Source organism: Synechococcus sp. EJ6-Ellesmere (assembly GCF_024345875.1).
Lineage (GTDB): Bacteria > Cyanobacteriota > Cyanobacteriia > PCC-6307 > Cyanobiaceae > Regnicoccus_A > Regnicoccus_A antarcticus.
The window spans coordinates 1-16,037 of sequence record NZ_JAGQBY010000067.1; the positions used below are offsets into that span (position 1 = coordinate 1).

General features: G+C 64.6%; 22 protein-coding genes and 1 pseudogene. 9 read left to right on the plus strand and 14 right to left on the minus strand.

From position 1 onward, the window contains the following. The 3 genes from psbA to def form a co-directional block, all read left to right on the plus strand. Positions 1-965, plus strand: a 965-nt coding sequence (psbA, locus tag KBY78_RS08760) for a photosystem II q(b) protein (protein WP_255143269.1), incomplete at its 5' end; no start/stop codon positions are given. Positions 966-1,114: 149 nt separating this feature from the next. After that, positions 1,115-1,294: a DUF2256 domain-containing protein gene (locus tag KBY78_RS08765; RefSeq protein ID WP_255143287.1), complete on the plus strand. Its 180-nt coding sequence runs from the start codon at positions 1,115-1,117 to the stop codon at positions 1,292-1,294. An 87-nt stretch (positions 1,295-1,381) separates the two neighbouring features. Then, entirely contained in the window at positions 1,382-2,053 is a 672-nt protein-coding gene (def, locus tag KBY78_RS08770; RefSeq protein ID WP_255143270.1) for a peptide deformylase, read from the plus strand. A 26-nt stretch (positions 2,054-2,079) separates the two neighbouring features. Here def and KBY78_RS08775 read toward each other — a convergent pair whose 3' ends face one another. The 5 genes and pseudogenes from KBY78_RS08775 to KBY78_RS08795 all read right to left on the minus strand — a co-directional run bounded on the left by KBY78_RS08775 (position 2,080) and on the right by KBY78_RS08795 (position 6,584). Beyond that, positions 2,080-2,340 (minus strand): hypothetical protein, encoded by a 261-nt coding sequence (locus tag KBY78_RS08775; protein ID WP_255143271.1) that lies wholly within the window; start codon positions 2,338-2,340, stop codon positions 2,080-2,082. A gap of 219 nt (positions 2,341-2,559) precedes the next feature. Next, the gene (locus KBY78_RS08780; RefSeq protein ID WP_255143272.1) at positions 2,560-3,585 is read right to left on the minus strand and encodes an SDR family NAD(P)-dependent oxidoreductase; all 1,026 of its coding nucleotides are present in this window, start codon (positions 3,583-3,585) and stop codon (positions 2,560-2,562) included. After that, positions 3,582-4,373, minus strand: coding sequence for a DUF3471 domain-containing protein (locus KBY78_RS08785; RefSeq protein ID WP_315856654.1), 792 nt, complete (start codon positions 4,371-4,373; stop codon positions 3,582-3,584). The genes KBY78_RS08780 and KBY78_RS08785 overlap by 4 nt, the downstream gene beginning before the upstream one ends. Continuing rightward, positions 4,360-5,148, minus strand: a pseudogene (locus KBY78_RS08790) (serine hydrolase domain-containing protein); the annotation flags it as partial. The pseudogene KBY78_RS08790 and the gene KBY78_RS08785, both read right to left, overlap by 14 nt. A gap of 89 nt (positions 5,149-5,237) precedes the next feature. Next, entirely contained in the window at positions 5,238-6,584 is a 1,347-nt protein-coding gene (locus tag KBY78_RS08795; RefSeq protein ID WP_255143274.1) for a DUF6880 family protein, read from the minus strand. A gap of 338 nt (positions 6,585-6,922) precedes the next feature. On the opposite strand from KBY78_RS08795, the gene KBY78_RS08800 reads away from it, so the two are divergent. Then, positions 6,923-7,471 carry a DoxX family protein gene (locus tag KBY78_RS08800; protein ID WP_255143275.1) on the plus strand — a complete coding sequence of 183 codons (549 nt, stop codon included), beginning with the start codon at positions 6,923-6,925 and terminating at the stop codon, positions 7,469-7,471. 148 nt (positions 7,472-7,619) lie between these two features. On the opposite strand, the gene KBY78_RS08805 is transcribed toward KBY78_RS08800, so the two are convergent. Together KBY78_RS08805 and KBY78_RS08810 are read right to left on the minus strand one after the other, a co-directional pair. After that, on the minus strand, positions 7,620-8,183 hold the full coding sequence (locus tag KBY78_RS08805) for a pyridoxamine 5'-phosphate oxidase family protein (protein WP_255143276.1): 564 nt from the start codon (positions 8,181-8,183) through the stop codon (positions 7,620-7,622). Then, positions 8,180-8,434: a hypothetical protein gene (locus tag KBY78_RS08810; protein WP_255143277.1), complete on the minus strand. Its 255-nt coding sequence runs from the start codon at positions 8,432-8,434 to the stop codon at positions 8,180-8,182. The genes KBY78_RS08805 and KBY78_RS08810 overlap by 4 nt, the downstream gene beginning before the upstream one ends. Before the next feature lie 88 nt (positions 8,435-8,522). Between KBY78_RS08810 and KBY78_RS08815 the strand changes: the two genes are divergently transcribed. Then, on the plus strand, positions 8,523-8,711 hold the full coding sequence (locus tag KBY78_RS08815; RefSeq protein WP_255143278.1) for a hypothetical protein: 189 nt from the start codon (positions 8,523-8,525) through the stop codon (positions 8,709-8,711). A gap of 9 nt (positions 8,712-8,720) precedes the next feature. On the opposite strand, the gene KBY78_RS08820 is transcribed toward KBY78_RS08815, so the two are convergent. Beyond that, positions 8,721-9,125, minus strand: coding sequence for a PPC domain-containing DNA-binding protein (locus tag KBY78_RS08820; protein ID WP_255143279.1), 405 nt, complete (start codon positions 9,123-9,125; stop codon positions 8,721-8,723). Between the two features lie 31 nt (positions 9,126-9,156). On the opposite strand from KBY78_RS08820, the gene KBY78_RS08825 reads away from it, so the two are divergent. After that, positions 9,157-9,465, plus strand: a complete 309-nt coding sequence (locus KBY78_RS08825) for a hypothetical protein (RefSeq protein WP_255143280.1) — start codon at positions 9,157-9,159, stop codon at positions 9,463-9,465. A 148-nt stretch (positions 9,466-9,613) separates the two neighbouring features. Here the strand turns inward: KBY78_RS08825 and KBY78_RS08830 are convergent, their stop codons facing one another. The 6 genes from KBY78_RS08830 to KBY78_RS08855 all read right to left on the minus strand — a co-directional run bounded on the left by KBY78_RS08830 (position 9,614) and on the right by KBY78_RS08855 (position 13,791). Then, positions 9,614-9,793, minus strand: a complete 180-nt coding sequence (locus tag KBY78_RS08830) for a hypothetical protein (protein WP_037979633.1) — start codon at positions 9,791-9,793, stop codon at positions 9,614-9,616. Between the two features lie 139 nt (positions 9,794-9,932). Continuing rightward, complete coding sequence (locus tag KBY78_RS08835) at positions 9,933-10,229, minus strand: integrase core domain-containing protein (protein ID WP_399215594.1); 297 nt, start codon at positions 10,227-10,229, stop codon at positions 9,933-9,935. Between the two features lie 38 nt (positions 10,230-10,267). Further along, on the minus strand, positions 10,268-11,833 hold the full coding sequence (locus KBY78_RS08840) for a class I adenylate-forming enzyme family protein (RefSeq protein ID WP_255143281.1): 1,566 nt from the start codon (positions 11,831-11,833) through the stop codon (positions 10,268-10,270). Between the two features lie 477 nt (positions 11,834-12,310). Beyond that, positions 12,311-12,817, minus strand: coding sequence for a DUF2182 domain-containing protein (locus tag KBY78_RS08845; RefSeq protein ID WP_255143282.1), 507 nt, complete (start codon positions 12,815-12,817; stop codon positions 12,311-12,313). 112 nt (positions 12,818-12,929) lie between these two features. Further along, the gene (locus KBY78_RS08850; protein WP_255143283.1) at positions 12,930-13,562 is read right to left on the minus strand and encodes a DUF1326 domain-containing protein; all 633 of its coding nucleotides are present in this window, start codon (positions 13,560-13,562) and stop codon (positions 12,930-12,932) included. Positions 13,563-13,665: 103 nt separating this feature from the next. Then, entirely contained in the window at positions 13,666-13,791 is a 126-nt protein-coding gene (locus KBY78_RS08855; RefSeq protein ID WP_255143284.1) for a hypothetical protein, read from the minus strand. A gap of 329 nt (positions 13,792-14,120) precedes the next feature. Between KBY78_RS08855 and KBY78_RS16355 the strand changes: the two genes are divergently transcribed. From KBY78_RS16355 to KBY78_RS08865, 3 genes are all read left to right on the plus strand, one after another. Further along, positions 14,121-14,243 carry a DUF1651 domain-containing protein gene (locus KBY78_RS16355; protein WP_399215597.1) on the plus strand — a complete coding sequence of 41 codons (123 nt, stop codon included), beginning with the start codon at positions 14,121-14,123 and terminating at the stop codon, positions 14,241-14,243. Positions 14,244-14,295: 52 nt separating this feature from the next. After that, on the plus strand, positions 14,296-14,550 hold the full coding sequence (locus tag KBY78_RS08860) for a hypothetical protein (RefSeq protein ID WP_255143285.1): 255 nt from the start codon (positions 14,296-14,298) through the stop codon (positions 14,548-14,550). A 452-nt stretch (positions 14,551-15,002) separates the two neighbouring features. Next, on the plus strand, positions 15,003-16,037 hold a 1,035-nt coding region (locus KBY78_RS08865; RefSeq protein ID WP_255143286.1), incomplete at its 3' end, for a glycosyltransferase.

The following is a 16,037-nucleotide window of genomic DNA, read 5'->3' on the forward strand; positions in this document are numbered from 1 at the left end:
CCACCCTGCTGGCTGCCACGATCTGCTTCATCGTGGCCTTCGTCGCTGCTCCTCCCGTCGACATCGACGGCATCCGTGAGCCTGTCGCCGGCTCCCTGCTTTACGGCAACAACATCATCTCCGGTGCTGTTGTTCCTTCCAGCAACGCCATCGGCCTGCACTTCTACCCGATCTGGGAAGCCGCCAGCCTCGACGAGTGGCTGTACAACGGCGGTCCCTACCAGCTGGTGATCTTCCACTTCCTGATCGGCATCTTCAGCTACATGGGCCGCGAGTGGGAACTCTCCTATCGCCTCGGCATGCGCCCCTGGATCTGCGTGGCCTACAGCGCCCCTGTGGCCGCTGCCTCGGCTGTGTTCCTGATCTACCCCTTCGGTCAGGGTTCCTTCTCCGACGGCATGCCCCTCGGCATCTCCGGCACCTTCAACTTCATGCTGGTGTTCCAGGCCGAGCACAACATCCTGATGCACCCCTTCCACATGCTGGGTGTGGCGGGTGTGTTCGGTGGCTCGCTGTTCTCCGCCATGCACGGTTCGCTGGTCACCAGCTCCCTGGTGCGTGAAACCACCGAGAGCGAGAGCCAGAACTACGGCTACAAGTTCGGCCAGGAAGAGGAGACCTACAACATCGTGGCTGCCCACGGTTACTTCGGTCGCCTGATCTTCCAGTACGCCTCGTTCAACAACAGCCGCAGCCTGCACTTCTTCCTGGCTGCCTGGCCGGTGGTCGGCATCTGGTTCACCGCCCTTGGCGTGAGCACGATGGCCTTCAACCTGAACGGTTTCAACTTCAACCAGTCGATCCTCGATGGCCAAGGCCGCGTGATCAACACCTGGGCTGATGTGCTGAACCGCGCTGGTCTGGGCATGGAAGTGATGCACGAGCGGAATGCGCACAACTTCCCGCTGGACCTTGCTTCTGCTGAAGCCACTCCTGTGGCGCTGACCGCCCCCGCGATCGGCTGATGCATCCGGTGGGTCCCATGGGCTCACCACCTGCATCAAGGGCATGAAAAGCCCCTGCTTCGGCAGGGGCTTTTTTGCTTGCAACACTCAGAGTTGTTGATTGCGGGCCAGAAGCCAAGATGTATCCCCCTTCACTCTCTCTTGCACCGATGCCTCACCACATTGAACGTCCCACCAAGAACTGCTCAATCTGTGGACGACCGTTTCAGTGGCGGAAAAAGTGGAAAGATGTGTGGGAGGAGGTCCGTTACTGTTCAGATCGCTGCCGTAGAAACCGGAATCGCGTTGATCCCTTGATGCCAGACCGGTTGGACCAAAAGCTGAGATGACATTGGCTGAATCAGAGAGCCAAGCCGCGCGCCTACAGCTGCAAGGTATGGAGAGGAAGGGTGAAACGCGAGGTTGGAGGAGCGGTGATGGCTGAACGAACCGTCCTGCGCCTGGGTGATCCACGTCTGCGGCAGGTGTCCCGCCCCGTTACCAGGTTTGGAACACCTGATCTGCTTGCTTTGATCACGGATCTCAGGGATACCATGGCGGCACGCGATGGGGCGGGCTTGGCCGCTCCGCAGATCGGCGTACCGCTGCGGGTGGTGATCTTTGGAATCACCGTGAACCCGCGCTATCCAGAGGCACCCCCGATACCGGAAACGGTGCTGATCAATCCGGAGATCACCCCGATCGACCAGGCCTGCGATTCAGGTTGGGAGGGGTGCCTCAGTGTTCCGGGGCTGCGTGGACAGGTGAGTCGCTGGAGGCGGATTCACTACCGAGGCTTCGATGCAGAGGGTCATCTGATCGCGCGATCCGTTGCTGGATTTCACGCCCGCGTCGTCCAGCACGAGTGCGACCATCTCGATGGCGTGCTCTTCCCTGATCGACTGGAAGACACGCGGGCCCTTGGCTTCACGGAAGAGCTCGAGGCGTGGGGTCTGCTCCCTGGCGCGGAATCCTCGGCGCCAGGTCAGCCGCTGGGCACTTTGGAAGTGATGCGCCAGCAGCTCGAGCAGCACTCCGCGCTGGAGGATCTTGGCCCCCTGTTTGGCCCGAGGGCCCAGGGGCATGGCCCTGGCAGGGATCCCTGCTGAACAGCCCGGTAGCCATCGCCGCTCTGCTAAAGACCAACTTTGCGCCGGCCACGCCACATCCCTGCTGCGTAGCCGATTGCCGGTAGCAGCAGGTAAGGCCGCAGGGGCAGCTGCAGCACCAGGGCAATCCCAACAAGCCAGGGCAGGAGCAGCAGGCCCGCGAAGGCCAGCTGGCTGCCCCGTGAGCGACGCGCCAGCTGGCCCGAGCGCTGCACCAGTCGCGGCACGCTCTTCCCCAGCCCGTAGCCCAGCAGCACGGTGAGAACAGTGAGCAGGATCACGCCCATGGCGGGTAGGCAGCCAAGGGGAGTCTGCTGCTTGATGGTTCAGCCAAGCCTGGGGGCGAAAGCTCTGAGCCAGCCGTCTGCTCTTTCGGGATCGCCGGGCTGCAGGCCGCCATGCTTCTGCGGCAGACCCTGTTGATCAAAGCCAGGATCCAGATCAAGGCTGCGTCAGCACTGAAGCTGACGAGTCTCGGTTGGTTGGCCTACGCCTTCAAACAGCGGTCAGCCCGGACGGCGGGACAACGACTCCGGCAAACCCACCAACTGGGCGCTCACGCTCCAGAGCGCCTCGGCCAGGGCATCGTCCTGGGCTTCGGCGCTGGGTTCGGCTGACTCGAAGTGCAGCCGCCCCGGACTGACCAGGCGGTTGACGTGATAGCTGAATCCGCTGCTTCCATAGCTGGCAGCGGTGGCAAGGTCGGCCAGCAGGGCCCCGGCCTGCTCAGGCGTTGCCGTGAGGCGCAGCAGGTCGCGGGCCACCAGGGCGAACAGCCGCTGGCCCCATTCGTTGTGGCGGCGGCTGTAGCGGAAGAAGCCGCCGCTGCTGCGTGGGATCACCAGGCCCGGGCTCCAGGCCAGCACCGGCATCGCTGTGCCGCGCCGGCGCAGGCGACGTTCCAGTTCACGGGCAAAGAGCAGGTTGCAGAGCTTGCTGTCCTTGTAGGCCTTGTCAGCGTTGAAGGGCGTGCGGCCATCCACCATCGCGAAGCCAGCGCCGGCCCTGAGGCCAGCCAGATTCCCCAGGCCAGCGGGTTCGCCTACCCGGCCCCCGGGCGAGCCGGGATCGTGCACCTCCGAAGCGGTGACCACCAGGCGTGGGGCCTCGCTGCGCTCGAGTAATGGCAGCAGCTGCATCGCCAGGGCCTGGTGGCCCAGATGGTTGACGGCGATGGTGAGCTCATGGCCCTGGGCCGACCGCTGGGGTTCGGAGGCACCACTGTCCTGCAGGCCGGCGTTGAGCACCAGGCTGTCGATCGGCTCACCGGTTGAGAGCAGCTCCTTGGCGCAATGGTCGATGCTCTCCAGGTCGGCCAGATCGCAGATGGGGGTGAGCAGATCGCTGCCGCCGCTGGCGAGCAGCTTCTGGCGGGTGGCATCTGCGCTGGCCTGATCACGGCAGGGCAGGGTGAGCTGGTGCCCAGCACGATGCAGCAGCAGGGCAGCCTGCTGGCCGATGCCGGAGCTGGCGCCGGTGATCAGGATCCGGCGCGGCTGGGGGATCGCGCTGGCCAGCGGGTCGTCGTTCATGGGGTTGCTTCTGAGCTTTGACGTTGGAACACACCCTGGCCATCGACGTTGAAGTTGTCGATCTGGACGCGCCTGGCCGGTTCATCGCCGCTCACGCTGAAGGCCACCGCGCTCGGTCCTGCGGCGTTCTCTCCGCTGGGCTGGTAGCGGAAGGTGTCGCCGCTGATGTGGGTGAGGGGGTAGGGCCTGCGCTGGGGCCCCAGTTCCAGCACCAGGCCGTTGCCCTCGGGTTTCACGGTGATCACTCCCACGAAGGCGTTGCTGTAGGTGCCGCTGTAGACCGCCAACGGCCGCGCCGGGGCGGGAGTCGCGGGCTGCTGGGGCACCCGTGGATACTCCTGCTGGGCGATCTGGGCGAACAGTCCTCCCAGGGGCTTGAGGTAATCGAGTTCGACCTTGCCGAAGCGGGCCAGGTCGAGGAAGCTCAGCGCCACCGTTTCAGGTACCCCGATCGGCTGGCCGTTGGTGAGCACCACGATGCCCAGCGACTCCCCCGGCAGCAGGTAGACGGCCGTGGCGGCACCGAGCTCGAAGCCGCCCGAGTGGCTGAGCTGCACGGCGCCCTGGTCGGTGCTGCTCACGTTCCAGCCCAGCCCGTAGAAGCCGGTGCGGTACACGGCTGGATTGGGAGATGGCGCGCTGGCAATCAGGGGTCGGTGGGTGTCGGCCAGGGCGTCTGAGGCCACGATCTGACGGCCGACGGCCATTGGCCCCAGGCGTCCCCCCGCCAGCTGCAGCCGCAGCCACCCAGCGGTGGCTGGCCGCTCCGTCGGCTGGCTCCCGCACATGCAGGGCGGCGCGGTTGGAGGCCGCGACCAGATCGGCGTGGCTGGAGCTGGTGCGGCCCATGCCCAGTGGTCGATAAAGCCGTTCTCTCGAGAGCTCCTCCCAGCCCTGGCCACTGGCGTTGGCCGCTGCGATGGCGCCCGCCGTGAATCCGAAGTTGGTGTAATTGAAGACGGCCCGGAAGCGGTTGCCCAGCGGCAGCACCCCCAGGCGCTGGAAGATGGTGGCGCGATCGAAGCCGATGTCCTCCAGCAGGTCGCCGGCATGGTCGGGCAGGCCGCTGCGGTGCGAGAGCAGATCCCGCAGGGTCACCTCCTCGGCGATGGCGGGCGGGCCGAGGCGAAACCCGGGAAGGTCGCCGATCACCGGATCGTCCCAGCGCACGCGCCCATCCCCCACCAGGGCCGCCACCACCGTGCTGGCGATCGGTTTCGAGAGCGAGGCCAGCTGGAAGATCGTGTCGGCATCCACCGCCCCGGCCTTGCCCACCTCGCGCTGCCCGTAGCCCTTGAGGAACACCACCCGGTCGTCGTGGACCACGGCGATCGCCATGCCCGGCACCCCCGTCTGCTGCAGGATCTGTGTGGCCAAGGCCTCCAGCTTCGGCAGCGCAGCCGACACCTTGGCCGTGGTCACCAGCCGCGGCGGTGGCGGCGGACCGGCAGCGGTTTCGGTGGCCATCAGCGATGGCTTCGGGCTGATCACGCCAAGGCCCAGCACCAGGCCCAGCAGCGTGGGCACCAGCCGGGAGCCGCTCAGGAGTGGTTGAGGCTGCATCACCGGGACCACGGCAAGGAACTGGGGCCGAATCGCTCAGCCTGGTTGCAGCCCATCATCGATCGCATGGCCTTGCGGAAGGGTGGGCTTCAGATCGACCTGTCGATCAGCTGCCAGAAGCTCCACTTCATTCCGAAGGCTTCCCGCAGGCGGCCGACAAAGCTGCCGTGGCTCTCGATCCCTTGCCAGTGGTCGATTCGGGCTGAGAGCTGCTCGCAGCTGCGCAGATGCTCGGCGGCATAGCGGTAGCGCTTGGCCCGGCCCATGGACAGCGCAAAGACCACCATCGCCCGAAGTAACACCACGGCCGCCAGGGGATGGTCGGCGCTGAGCCGTTCGGCGGCGGGGCCGTAGACCTCAAAGGCTTCGCCGTCCCATTCCTGCCAGTGCTCGATCACGTAGCGCTCAGCCCGGGGCAGGGCAGGCCAGGCCACCAGGAACTCCAGCGCCAGCAGTGGCATCGAGTGCTCCTCCGCCACCTGAAAGGCCCGCTCCTCGGCCTCCACATCCTCGAAGGCCTCAAGCCGCTTGAGGTAGTCGCGAAGCTGGGGGATCGAGAGGGTTTTGCCGAAGCCGTGCCAGCGCATGTGCTGGGCCTCCTCCACGCGGCCGAGTGTGTCCAGCACAGCGATGCGGGCTTCGTCCCACTCGGGGGAATGCCAGGTGTTTGCGCCCTTGGCGGCGCCATCCAGCACGGCCAGGGCCTGCTGTGGACGGCCCGCCGCCAGCAGGTGGTTGGCCACATCGGCGGCGGTGTTCGGCCAGCTGAGCTGGCTGGTGCTGAACTGAGCCAGGTATGAGTCCACATCGCCGCGGCATTCGGCGATCTGCAGCAGGGCGAAGTGGCCATCGCAGGCACCGCGATCGCGGCAGTCCTGCTCCAGCCGCCGCAGACCCTGCTCGCCGAGGGCCTCGGCCATCGCTGGAATCAGCTGATCGAACTGGCCGTAGCCGTTGTCGGCCAGCAGATCGCTCACCTGCTCCGCCAGCCTGTCTGGCCCCAGCTTGGCGGCAGTGGCGATCGGGCCCAGATCGGCCGCTGCCTGCCAGAACACCCCGATCACAGCGCCGGTGCTGTCGGAGCAACGATCCATCACCCCATCACCCAGCTGCAGGAACCGCACCAGCAGATCGACGGCCAGGTCTGGGTCGGCATCGGCGATTGGACCGGTGATCGCCTGGCGCTGGGCCTCCAGCTCGGCCACAAGAGCCTTGCGCTTGCGGGAATCCACGTAAGTGGTGGAGCGGGCGATGGCCGCCAGGCGCTTGCGCACCTCCTGGGCCGCTTCACTGGCCCCCTCGGCAGCGGCCAGGGCCAGGCGCAGGCGCCTCTGGATCACGGCATTGCCACCGCTCACCTCCATCAGCAGCTCGGCGAGGACCGCTGCCCCGAGGCTTTCCAGGTTGCCGGTGTTGAGGGTGCGCTTGCCGGCCATGGGGTCAGATCAGAGCAGCCGCCTGGCGGAAGCAATCCCTAAAAGGCATGCCCAGCGTAGAAACCCTGGCCATCAGGCTGACTGTCCGGGGGGCAGCTGCCGTCTGCTCGGCAGAGCCTCAAGCCAGATGATCGCCGCGCTGAAGACGGGCTCCTCACATTTCTTAATCTGGCGAGCCATGCTGGGAACACGCCGCTTCCCAAGCTATGACCACCCTCACCCTGCTGGAACTGTTTCTGGGCTTCATGACCGCCAGCGTGGCTCTCTGGGCATACAGCCTCTCCAAGCCCTCCAGCCCTCAGAACTGATCCCCTGCACCAACTCGATTCCTGTATCCGATGTCAAGCGTTCTGAACCGTTACTTCCTCAAAAACGACGTTCTCACCAACACCGGCCTGCTTGTTCTGCGCCTGGCGATTGGCACGATGATGATTCATCACGGCCAGGAGAAGCTGGCCAATCCAGAGAGCTTCGCCGCCGCCTATCTGGTTCCTCTGCACATGCCATTCCCGAATGTGATGGCCCATTTGGCTGGTCTCTCCGAGATCCTTGGGTCGTGGTTCGTGATCCTGGGATTCCTCACCCCGATCGGCGCCCTCGCCCTGGTGGGAACGATGGCCGTTGCGGGCTACCACCACATCCTCACCAGCGGCTTCAACATCTATCTGCTTGAGCTGGTGGTGCTCTATCTCGGCGGCAGCCTGGCGATTCTGCTCAACGGCCCTGGTCGCTTTTCGATCGACGCCGGAATTGTCGCTGACCTGCTGGCCAGCGAAGAAGTTGATGCCCCCAGCCCGAGTTTTACGGATCGCCACTATGCAGATCCTGCTCCGGTGATGGTGCGCGCTGAGGTCAGTGCAGGCCCGTCCAACGCTGGTCGCCACTGAAGCAGGGCGATCAGTGAGCCCACCAGCTTGTCGTCAGGGGTGGCAAGCGCAGGGTCGCAAGCGCCAGCTCGGCCAGCATCAAGGGCCGGCCACAGCGTTCACAGAAGCCAATACCCCAAGGCGTCTGATCTCCTGTGACGGCGACCCCTCAGGGATTGAGACGCTCCTCGCTCCAGCCGCCAGAGCGGCGCCAACGACGACGCTGGTGGGGATGATCCCTGAGCTCCAGCAACTCCACCTGCTCCAGGGTGATGCGCAGCAGCTGGAACTGCTCAGGCAGTGGGACCTCGTCATTGAGTGCTGTCGGGAAGTCCACGGCGGCAGCCAACGAAGCTCCCGGTTCGGGCCAGCCCCAGAGGGCACGGCCACTGGGCGTGAGGTTCTGCCAATGCCGTTGGCGCTCCTGCTGGTCGACGCCAGCGGGCAAGGCCAGCAGCTGGCCGCGCAGACGGAACTGACAGCGTGCTTTGGGCAGCAGCCAGCACAGTTCGACAGCGGGCTGCTGCCGGAGCTCAGCCGCTTTGGCGCTGCGTCCGTCGGTCAGCAGATCCAACACGCCGCCATCGGCCCAGCCACGGAACACCAGGGTGCGCACCCGTGGGGTGCCATCGGGAGCGACTGTGGCGAGCTGCAGCCAGCGGGCCGCTGGTGATCGTCCTTCCCTCTCGCGGGCCCCGCGCAGCAACGGCCGCCATGGCGGAAGCGTCGTCACGCCGCCTGCGTCTGGCGACGGTTCAGTGCCACGGCACCAGCGGTGATGGCCGCCAGGCCCAGGGCGCTACTGGCGGCCAGGAACACCAGTGTCTGCAGGGCCAGCAGAAACAACCCCAGGGCAGAAGCGGCCTTGATCTGGATCCTGGCCTTGAAGAGCAGGGTGAGCAGCAGTAGCACCGTGGCCTGCAGGCCAGCGATCTTGGCGGCCGTGAGGGGGCAGAGAGGGCAGAGGGGGCTGGGCAGCAACATGGGCACAGTGCAGTGGGTCAATCCTGGCGCTGCTGATCATCCACTGCTTCCCGTCAGTGGCGAAGCGAGCTTGTCATTACCCCAGACGATGCCCATCAATCCGGACAAACTGGGTCGTTTTGCTCTACGGGGCCTTCGCATTGGCGCCAGCACGGTGTCAATCCTGGAGTTGCTGCGCAGCGACTGGACCGGTGGCCTCACCGCCGGGGTGGCCTGGCTGGTGTTTCTGCAGGTGGAGCGACGCCTGCCGCCTCCAGCAGACGAAGCCGAGGGTTGATCAGGCCCCTCACGGGGCCGGCACCTGCCGGATCTGCAGCTCGACGTAGCCGGTGGCTGGATCCAGCTCCCGCCGGAACTGCCACTCCGGCAGCAGCCCCACCATCAGTTCAGCAGTGGTGCGCACCAGAGAACCAGTGCAGAGATGGCCGCCGATCACTGATCCGCTGCTGTCGGCGATGGCGATGTGCAGGTGGGCTCCATCAGCCGCGAGCGTGCCGGCCAGGCTGAGGATCTCCAGCTCGCCCCGGAGGATGGTGCACTCCCGTCGGCCGGCCAGCCGCAGCTGGGCCACCGACAGGCTGCCGATGCCGCTGATCAGGCAGCCGGCCTGCTCGATCTGCTGGGCCATCCAGCTCTCTAGCGCCAGCCGCAGATCTGCCCCCGGCGTCAACCGCAGTGGTGTCACCTTCATGCGGCAGTTTCGCCAACCCCTGAACCATGACATGGACATCCAGGTAGCCCAGCTTTCTGGGGGTACTGCGAACCCCCCTGCCAGCGCTCGGCGGCTGCCGCTCTCGATTCAGCTGGGTACGGTGCCGAGAGAAGCGAGGGATGGAATGCTGCGTGAGCTGGTGTTGGCGATCGGGATCCCCGTAGCCCTGCTGCTGCTGGCGCTGCTGGCGCTGGAGCGCTGGGGCGATCGACTGCCCCGCTGGCTGCAGCGCCTCTCCCAGCGTCCATCGCTGCTGTGGAACGCTGGAGTCGGGCTGATCATTGGCCTCTCGCTGCTCCGTTGGTTGCTCCAGCGCTGACTGCCTCAGCGCCTTGATGATCCAGGTCGCGCCACGGAGCTGGTGTCGTCTCAGTGGCTCTGAAATCGGCCACCGGCGTTACCTTTACCGTGAGGTGATTGGTGTACTGCCTGGCTATCGATTCAAGCCTCGTTCAATGCCTGGAAACTCAGCTTCCGATCTTCTTGTCGACCCACTGCGTCAGCACATAGACACCGATAAACATCGGCAGGTAGGCAATCCACATGTTGGGAAGGTTCAACTCGGAGTTGTTGATTAAAACAAGCCCCGCATAACTGACCAGGCCATAGATCGAAGCTCGGCGCAGTGGTCCAATCATCTTGTTCAACTCAGCGGTCCCGGTGGTGCCTGATCATGATAGCTGCTGTGGAAGCCTCAGGGATTGAACCAAGGTGCTCATCATCGAAGCAGCAGCTATGGTGATGAATATTCTGGTGGTACACAGGGCCTTGTGTTTTCTCGCCAGGTCATTCATCGATCAGCAGTCGCTGGAGGGACTGTTGAGGCGTGAGGCCACCGAGATCGATGTGGCACCTGTTGCCGTTATGGATTCCCAGACAGCGAGGTAGCCAGCGGTTACGTTCCTCATCTGTCTGGTAGGCGATCACGGAGGCCCATTTCGCCAGGATCCTTTTGATGAACCGCTCGGCCTTGCTGTTGGTTTGCGGCGTGTAGGGCTTGGTGGGGATGGGTTTCAGATCCAATGCCCGGCAGGCTTTTCGCCAATCCCCTGAGCGGTAGGTGGAGCCATTCTGCTGGGCCATGAGCCTCATCTCGGTCCCGTAGGGCTTTCGACAGCCTTTCAGCTCTTGGGAGCTTCAGCCGCCATCGCTTTGAGCGCAACGCGGTCCACCTTGCCGCTCGGGTTGAGGGGCATCTCATCCAGCACCACGATCTCTTCCGGTGCCTTGTAACCGATGCGTTCGCGGGCAAAGCCAATCAGCTCGGCAGCCATCGGGGCCTGGGCACCCTGCTGGAGGGTGATGTAGGCCCGGACGTTCTCCCCGTGCATGACGTCATGGATGCCGATCGCTCCGGCCAGTTCCACGGCAGGGTGTTCGCAGAGGGCGTCCTCTACGTCCTGCGGGCTGATGTTGGAGGCATCGTGAACGATGATCTGTTTGCGTCGGCCACAGAACCACAGGTAGCCGTCAGCGTCCAGGCGCATCTCGTCACCGGTGTCGAGCCAGCCGTCCACAATCGTTTCGGCCGTGGCGGTGGGATTGTCCCAGTAGCCCGTCATCACCGAAGCGGAGCGGAGCCAGAGCTTTCCCTCGGCGCCCACCGCCAGTTCGCGGCCCTCCTCGTCACGGATGGAGCACTCGAAACCGGGGCAGACCCGACCTACCGAGCCAACCCGGTTCTCGCCGGAAGGCGGCGACATTGTGGCCACACCGCACTCGCTCATGCCGAAGCATTCGTCGATCGAAAAGCCCACGGCGGTCTTGAAATCCCGCTGCAGCTGTAGGGGTACCTTGTCACCGCCGGAGATGCACAGGCGCACGTAGGCAAAATCGGCTGGATCCAGATCCCGGTCATGAATCAGGCCCATCAGTGCTGCCGGCAACATCAGCAGCAGATTCGGCTTGCGGTGATGCAGAAGCGCCTCAAGCGCATGGTTGTCACTCTCGGTCGCCACCACCAGCGTGACGCCCACCGAGAGGGCCGCGAGTCCGTACATCGAGGCCGCCGCATGGGCCAGGGAGCAGCCCACCGTCAGGCTCTCCCCCGGCGTGTATTCCATCGCCTGGGCCAGGCTGGCGAGCGTTGCTCCATAGCTGGCCCGGCTGTGGGTCACCCCCTTGGGCTTGGCGGTGCTTCCTGAGGTGAAATAGATGATCGCGGGGGCCTCAGCTGGCAGGCAGGGCGGCTTCGCGCCGGTGGCAGGGGTTGCCATCAGATCCTCAAGGCTCCTCTCGCCTTCGGCCGCTGGCCCCGTCTGCCCATCCTCGAAGCGGATCAGGCCAAGAGGTAGAGATCCGGCCAGCTCCGTGGCTTCGAGATCAGCCAAGCGCTCCTGGTGATAAAGCAGCAGCACCGCCCCGCTGACCCGCAGGGCATGGTCGATCTCCGGCACCACATAGCGGTAGTTGAGTGGCGTGATCACCAGGCCCAGCCGCAGGCAAGCGAGGTAGTGGATCACCAGCTCCACCCGGTTGGGCATCAAGGACGCCACCCGGTCGCCTGCCTTCAGCGGCATGGTGGCGTAGGCGGCCGACAGTTGTTCCACCCGCTCCGACAGCTGCTGCCAGCTGAGGCTCGTGTGGAGATCCTGCAGGGCCGGACCCTCCGGATCCCGGGCCAGCCCCGCCTCCAGAAGCGCATCGAGGCGGTCGGGCAGCGTGAGGGCGGGGCCGGAAAGAATCATCAAGACAACTAACGAGGGCAACTCAACCATCCTGCCTTCACCGGTCAGGAATCACCACCCGGCTCCTGCAACCACCTCAGAGCATTGGCTTCCATTTTGTGGCAGCAGGGCTTGCGTTGTCATCTGGAGTTGTCAGTGCAACCCCTAATGGCAGATGGCTGTTCCAGCCCCAGATCTGGCTTTACAGTTCTACTCAGATGCTTGCCTTTGCCATGGCATAAATTCGTGCCAAGAGCTATGAACTTGTCTTTCTGAATTATCGAAAAGTGTTAGGTATACAATACTTTTTCCTGGCATGGGGCAGAGACTCGAGCGAATAGGCAGCAGGGGAGTGGTCATAGGCTCTGAGCCGAACAATCCACCTCACGCTACCCTTGTCTGGCCTGCAATCAGATCCCTATTGTCCTGGTACTCGAGGCTGGTTTCCAGAGGCTCACTAAGATTTCTTGAGGTCTCCAGGCACCCGGGTTCTCGAGATCAGGACGAATGGAGTTTGCCCAGGAAGAGCACCGCTCCACAGAGTAGGGCCGCTGTCCCAGCCAGTCTGCCTCCCCGGGCTCCCCAGGGCATCAGCTTTGGGCTGAGTTGATAGAAGCCAGTGAGGATCAACAGCATCGCGCCGATGGCCGGGCTTCTCAGTCGCAGCATGGGGGAGAGCATGGCGGCCTGATCGAAGAGCCACTGCAGGGCAGTGGCCAGCAGGGAAAAGCCGCTCCAAGCGGCCACATAGCCAGCCATGAAGATTGCTGAAGGGGCCAGAGTGGAACCCTCTTGCGCTGCCTTGCGGGCCACTGCCGCGTAAAACAACACCATCGGTGCGGCACTGGGCACCATCATCGCGACCATCATCACGATCCACATCACGGCCATCATCCAGGCGTGTTGCAACGTCCAGGACTCGATGCCAACGGCCATTCCAGCCATGGCCACTGATTCGCCCATGTCCATCTGGCCAGCCATGCGCAGAAGCTGAAGCCAGGCCATCAGGGTGATCACACTCAGGGCAGCCAGTACCAGCCCTCTGTCGCGAGACGGCAACGAGCTGCCAGGGGCCACTCCACCGTCTGCGGCGGGAGCAGATTCTCCTGCCGCTGGTTTAGCGAATAACGCCATCCTGGGTGAGATGCATGTAGTTGAACTGGCCGTAGCTGTCCTTGAGTTCAAGGGCAATTGCGGCGCTGGATCGGGTGCTGCCACTGCCCATCTCGGCGAAGGTGTATTCGAAGCCATCGGGCAGAGAGATACCCGCGCGATGCTCCTGGCCCGAGAGCGGGTCGATGATCGGGGTGCCGCTGGATTCGATCAGGCCAGGCACAAGAATGCTGGCCCGCCGCCCCTCCACGTCCACCTCCACCGTGACTGGAGCGAAGAGTGTTTCCAGTACCGTGGACATTGTGCTGTTGTACACGTAGAACCCCGTAGCTCCTGGCTTTGTGGCCTCGCCGTGGAGAATCCTTCTCAGGGATTCTCTCTGTTGGGGGGTTGCCCGTTCGTCAATGATCGCTTGTTGGGTGCCGTTGCCGGCAGAGATCTCACCGGGCCATTGGAGGAGCAGGGCCCAGTGCAGTCCGTCGAGGCTGGTGTCGTTGAAGTAGCCCTCGTCGACAATGCCGCTGCCGATCGCCTCGCAATGGCCGTGGGTGCTGGGGGCATTGAACTGGCAGGGACAGCCCCAGTCACAGTTGCAGTTCGAGAATTCGCGGCCCCGAACCATCCAACGGTCGTTCATGGTTCTGATTCAAGGGGGCTTTGAACAGTCTGCTATTGGGGAGGATCGCTGTCATCAGTTCGATAACGTCTGTTAAGGCAACCCTTCAGGTAGGTGCGTGATCTCAGGTGGCCCTGGCGTCGAGCCCCATCCGGCACTCGTCGTTGCGATTGCGGTGCTGCTTGAACAACGAGCTGAGCTGAAGCAAGGGCTGCTGCAATACGCCGGCATCGATCAGCATCACCACCATCAGGAATTGCTCTCGGGACAGTCGTGGACCACCAAGCGGAGGTTTTCGCAGCTGGGGGCATGGCAATCCCCAGAACCATTGCAGAAGAAGGGTTTTGGGCTCTTGGCTCATACGTAGGGTCGACGAATGAATAGCTGAGACGGCACTTCAGCCTGCCTTGGTCGTGGCTGAGCCTGACCTGCATCCCCTCCTGACTTTCCGCCTGCACCGTGTGATCGCGCTCGCCTCACTTCCAGGGAAAGCTGGTTCAAGGACGGCCGCCAGGCAGTGTGCTTTCGCCCGACCCGCCAGGAGCGCCAGGTTCAGCGGCCGGAGGTCATGACCGCTGAGTGGCTCACGGGGAGACGTTTGCAGCGCTGAAGAAGTGCAGTGAGTTGAGCCGCATCGAAGCCCTCAAGCTCTGGAGTGAACTGCGACAGAAGGGCTGGCAGGCCTGCGCTTCCCAATGGTGACCACCAGCACCGACCGAAACGATCCAGCGTCACCAGAGTGAGAGGAGAACCGATGGCCGACACCCTCTTGATGAGCACCAGCCCCCAGCCACGCCGCTACCGGTTGGTGGATCAGCAGGGTCAGCCCCACCCGGAGCTGGATGAGCACTTCGAATCGTCCGAGGAGGCGTGGGACTTCGCCAGGCGGTGGTGGAACCGGACCGGCGACAGTCGCTACGGCCGCCCAGGTGACAGCCCGATTGGCCTCGGAGTGGAGGTGAGCACCGAGAGCGGCCACTGGCGCACCCTGCGCCATCCGCAGGGCTGAACCTGCTCAGCCATGCCATTTGCAGGCGTCGCTATGCCCTGTGCGGTGAAAGCCTGGGCAGGCGCCCTGGATCGCGGTCGGTTTCTCCAGGGGCGTGCTCATGGCCTTGCCTTGCTCAGACCATCTCGAACCACTCTGGTGCCGCCGGCGCTTGGGTGGATCGGCTTGCTGGACTGATCCGGCTGGCCTGCCACCTCTGCTCGGATGCCTGACGGCTACGACGCCCCGGAGCTGGCCGAGCGCCGCGATGGCACATAGGTCCGCCGGTATCCGCAGTGCCGGCGAGGGTGCCGCGCTCGACCGGCTTGGTTACCTAAATTCTGACTGGAGCCTGGACATCCTGAGACAGCCGCCCAGACGTTGACGGCCTCCGCAGGCCATGCAGCTGCTCCATCCATTTGGCGTGTTCCCCGGTAGTCCATCCAGTAGCCCCTTCCCCCTGGAGCGATCGTGTGTTCCGCCTCCCCAACGGCCTGTCCCAGCGGCGGCCGACCCAGATCGCCCTCTTGGCCACCCTGCCGCTGCTGAGCGCTGCTCTGGTGAGCCCGATGGCCATGCTGCCCGGCTGGACCGTGCCGCTGCCGACCCTGGTTGTTGCGCTCTGGGCCGCCTGGCTGGCGAGCCGGCCGGAGCAGACCCTGCCCCTGGCCGCCCGGCGCTCGGCTGTGCTGGTGATCACCATTCTGGGGGGCCGTTACCTGGTCTGGCGGATCGGGGCGACCCTCAACCTGGCCACGCCCATCAGCACCGGCCTGAGCCTGCTGATGCTGGTGGCGGAGCTCACCCTGCTGGCCAATGGCCTGCTGCAGCTCTGGCTCACCTGGGCCCGGCAGCCGCCGGTGCAACAGGAGGCCGCCGCGGCCGAGTCCACCCTGCAGCAGCGGATCGCCTGGGAACCCTGGCGCGTTCCGGCAGTCGACGTGCTGGTGCCCAGCTGCGGAGAACCGGTCGACCTGATCGAGCGCTGCCTGCGCGGCTGCCTGGCGATGGATTACCCACGCCATCAGGTCTGGCTGCTCGATGACAGCGCGCGCCCGGAGCTGAGCCGGCTCTGCCGCCGCCTTGGCTGCCGCTACCTGAGCCGTGACGGCACCACCGATGCCAAGGCGGGCAACCTCAACCACGCTCTGCCGCATCTGAAGGGCGATCTGTTGGCGGTCTTCGATGCTGATGTGGTGCCGCGGGCTGCCTTTCTGGTTCGCAGCGTGGGCCTGTTCACCGATCCACGGGTGGGGTTCGTTCAGACCCCCCAGACGTACATGAACGCTGATCCAGTGATGCGCAACCTGCGGCTGGAGCGCTGGCTCATGCCCGATGAGGAGAGCTTCTACCGCTGGATCGAGCCCACCCGCCAGGCGGTCGGAGCCGTGGTCTGTGCCGGTACCTCGTTCGTGATGCGTCGCTCGGCCCTGGAGCGGGTGGGTGGCTTCGAGACCGGAACCCCCTCCGAGGATCTGGCCACAGGCATCCGGCTGGCGGCGGCGGGC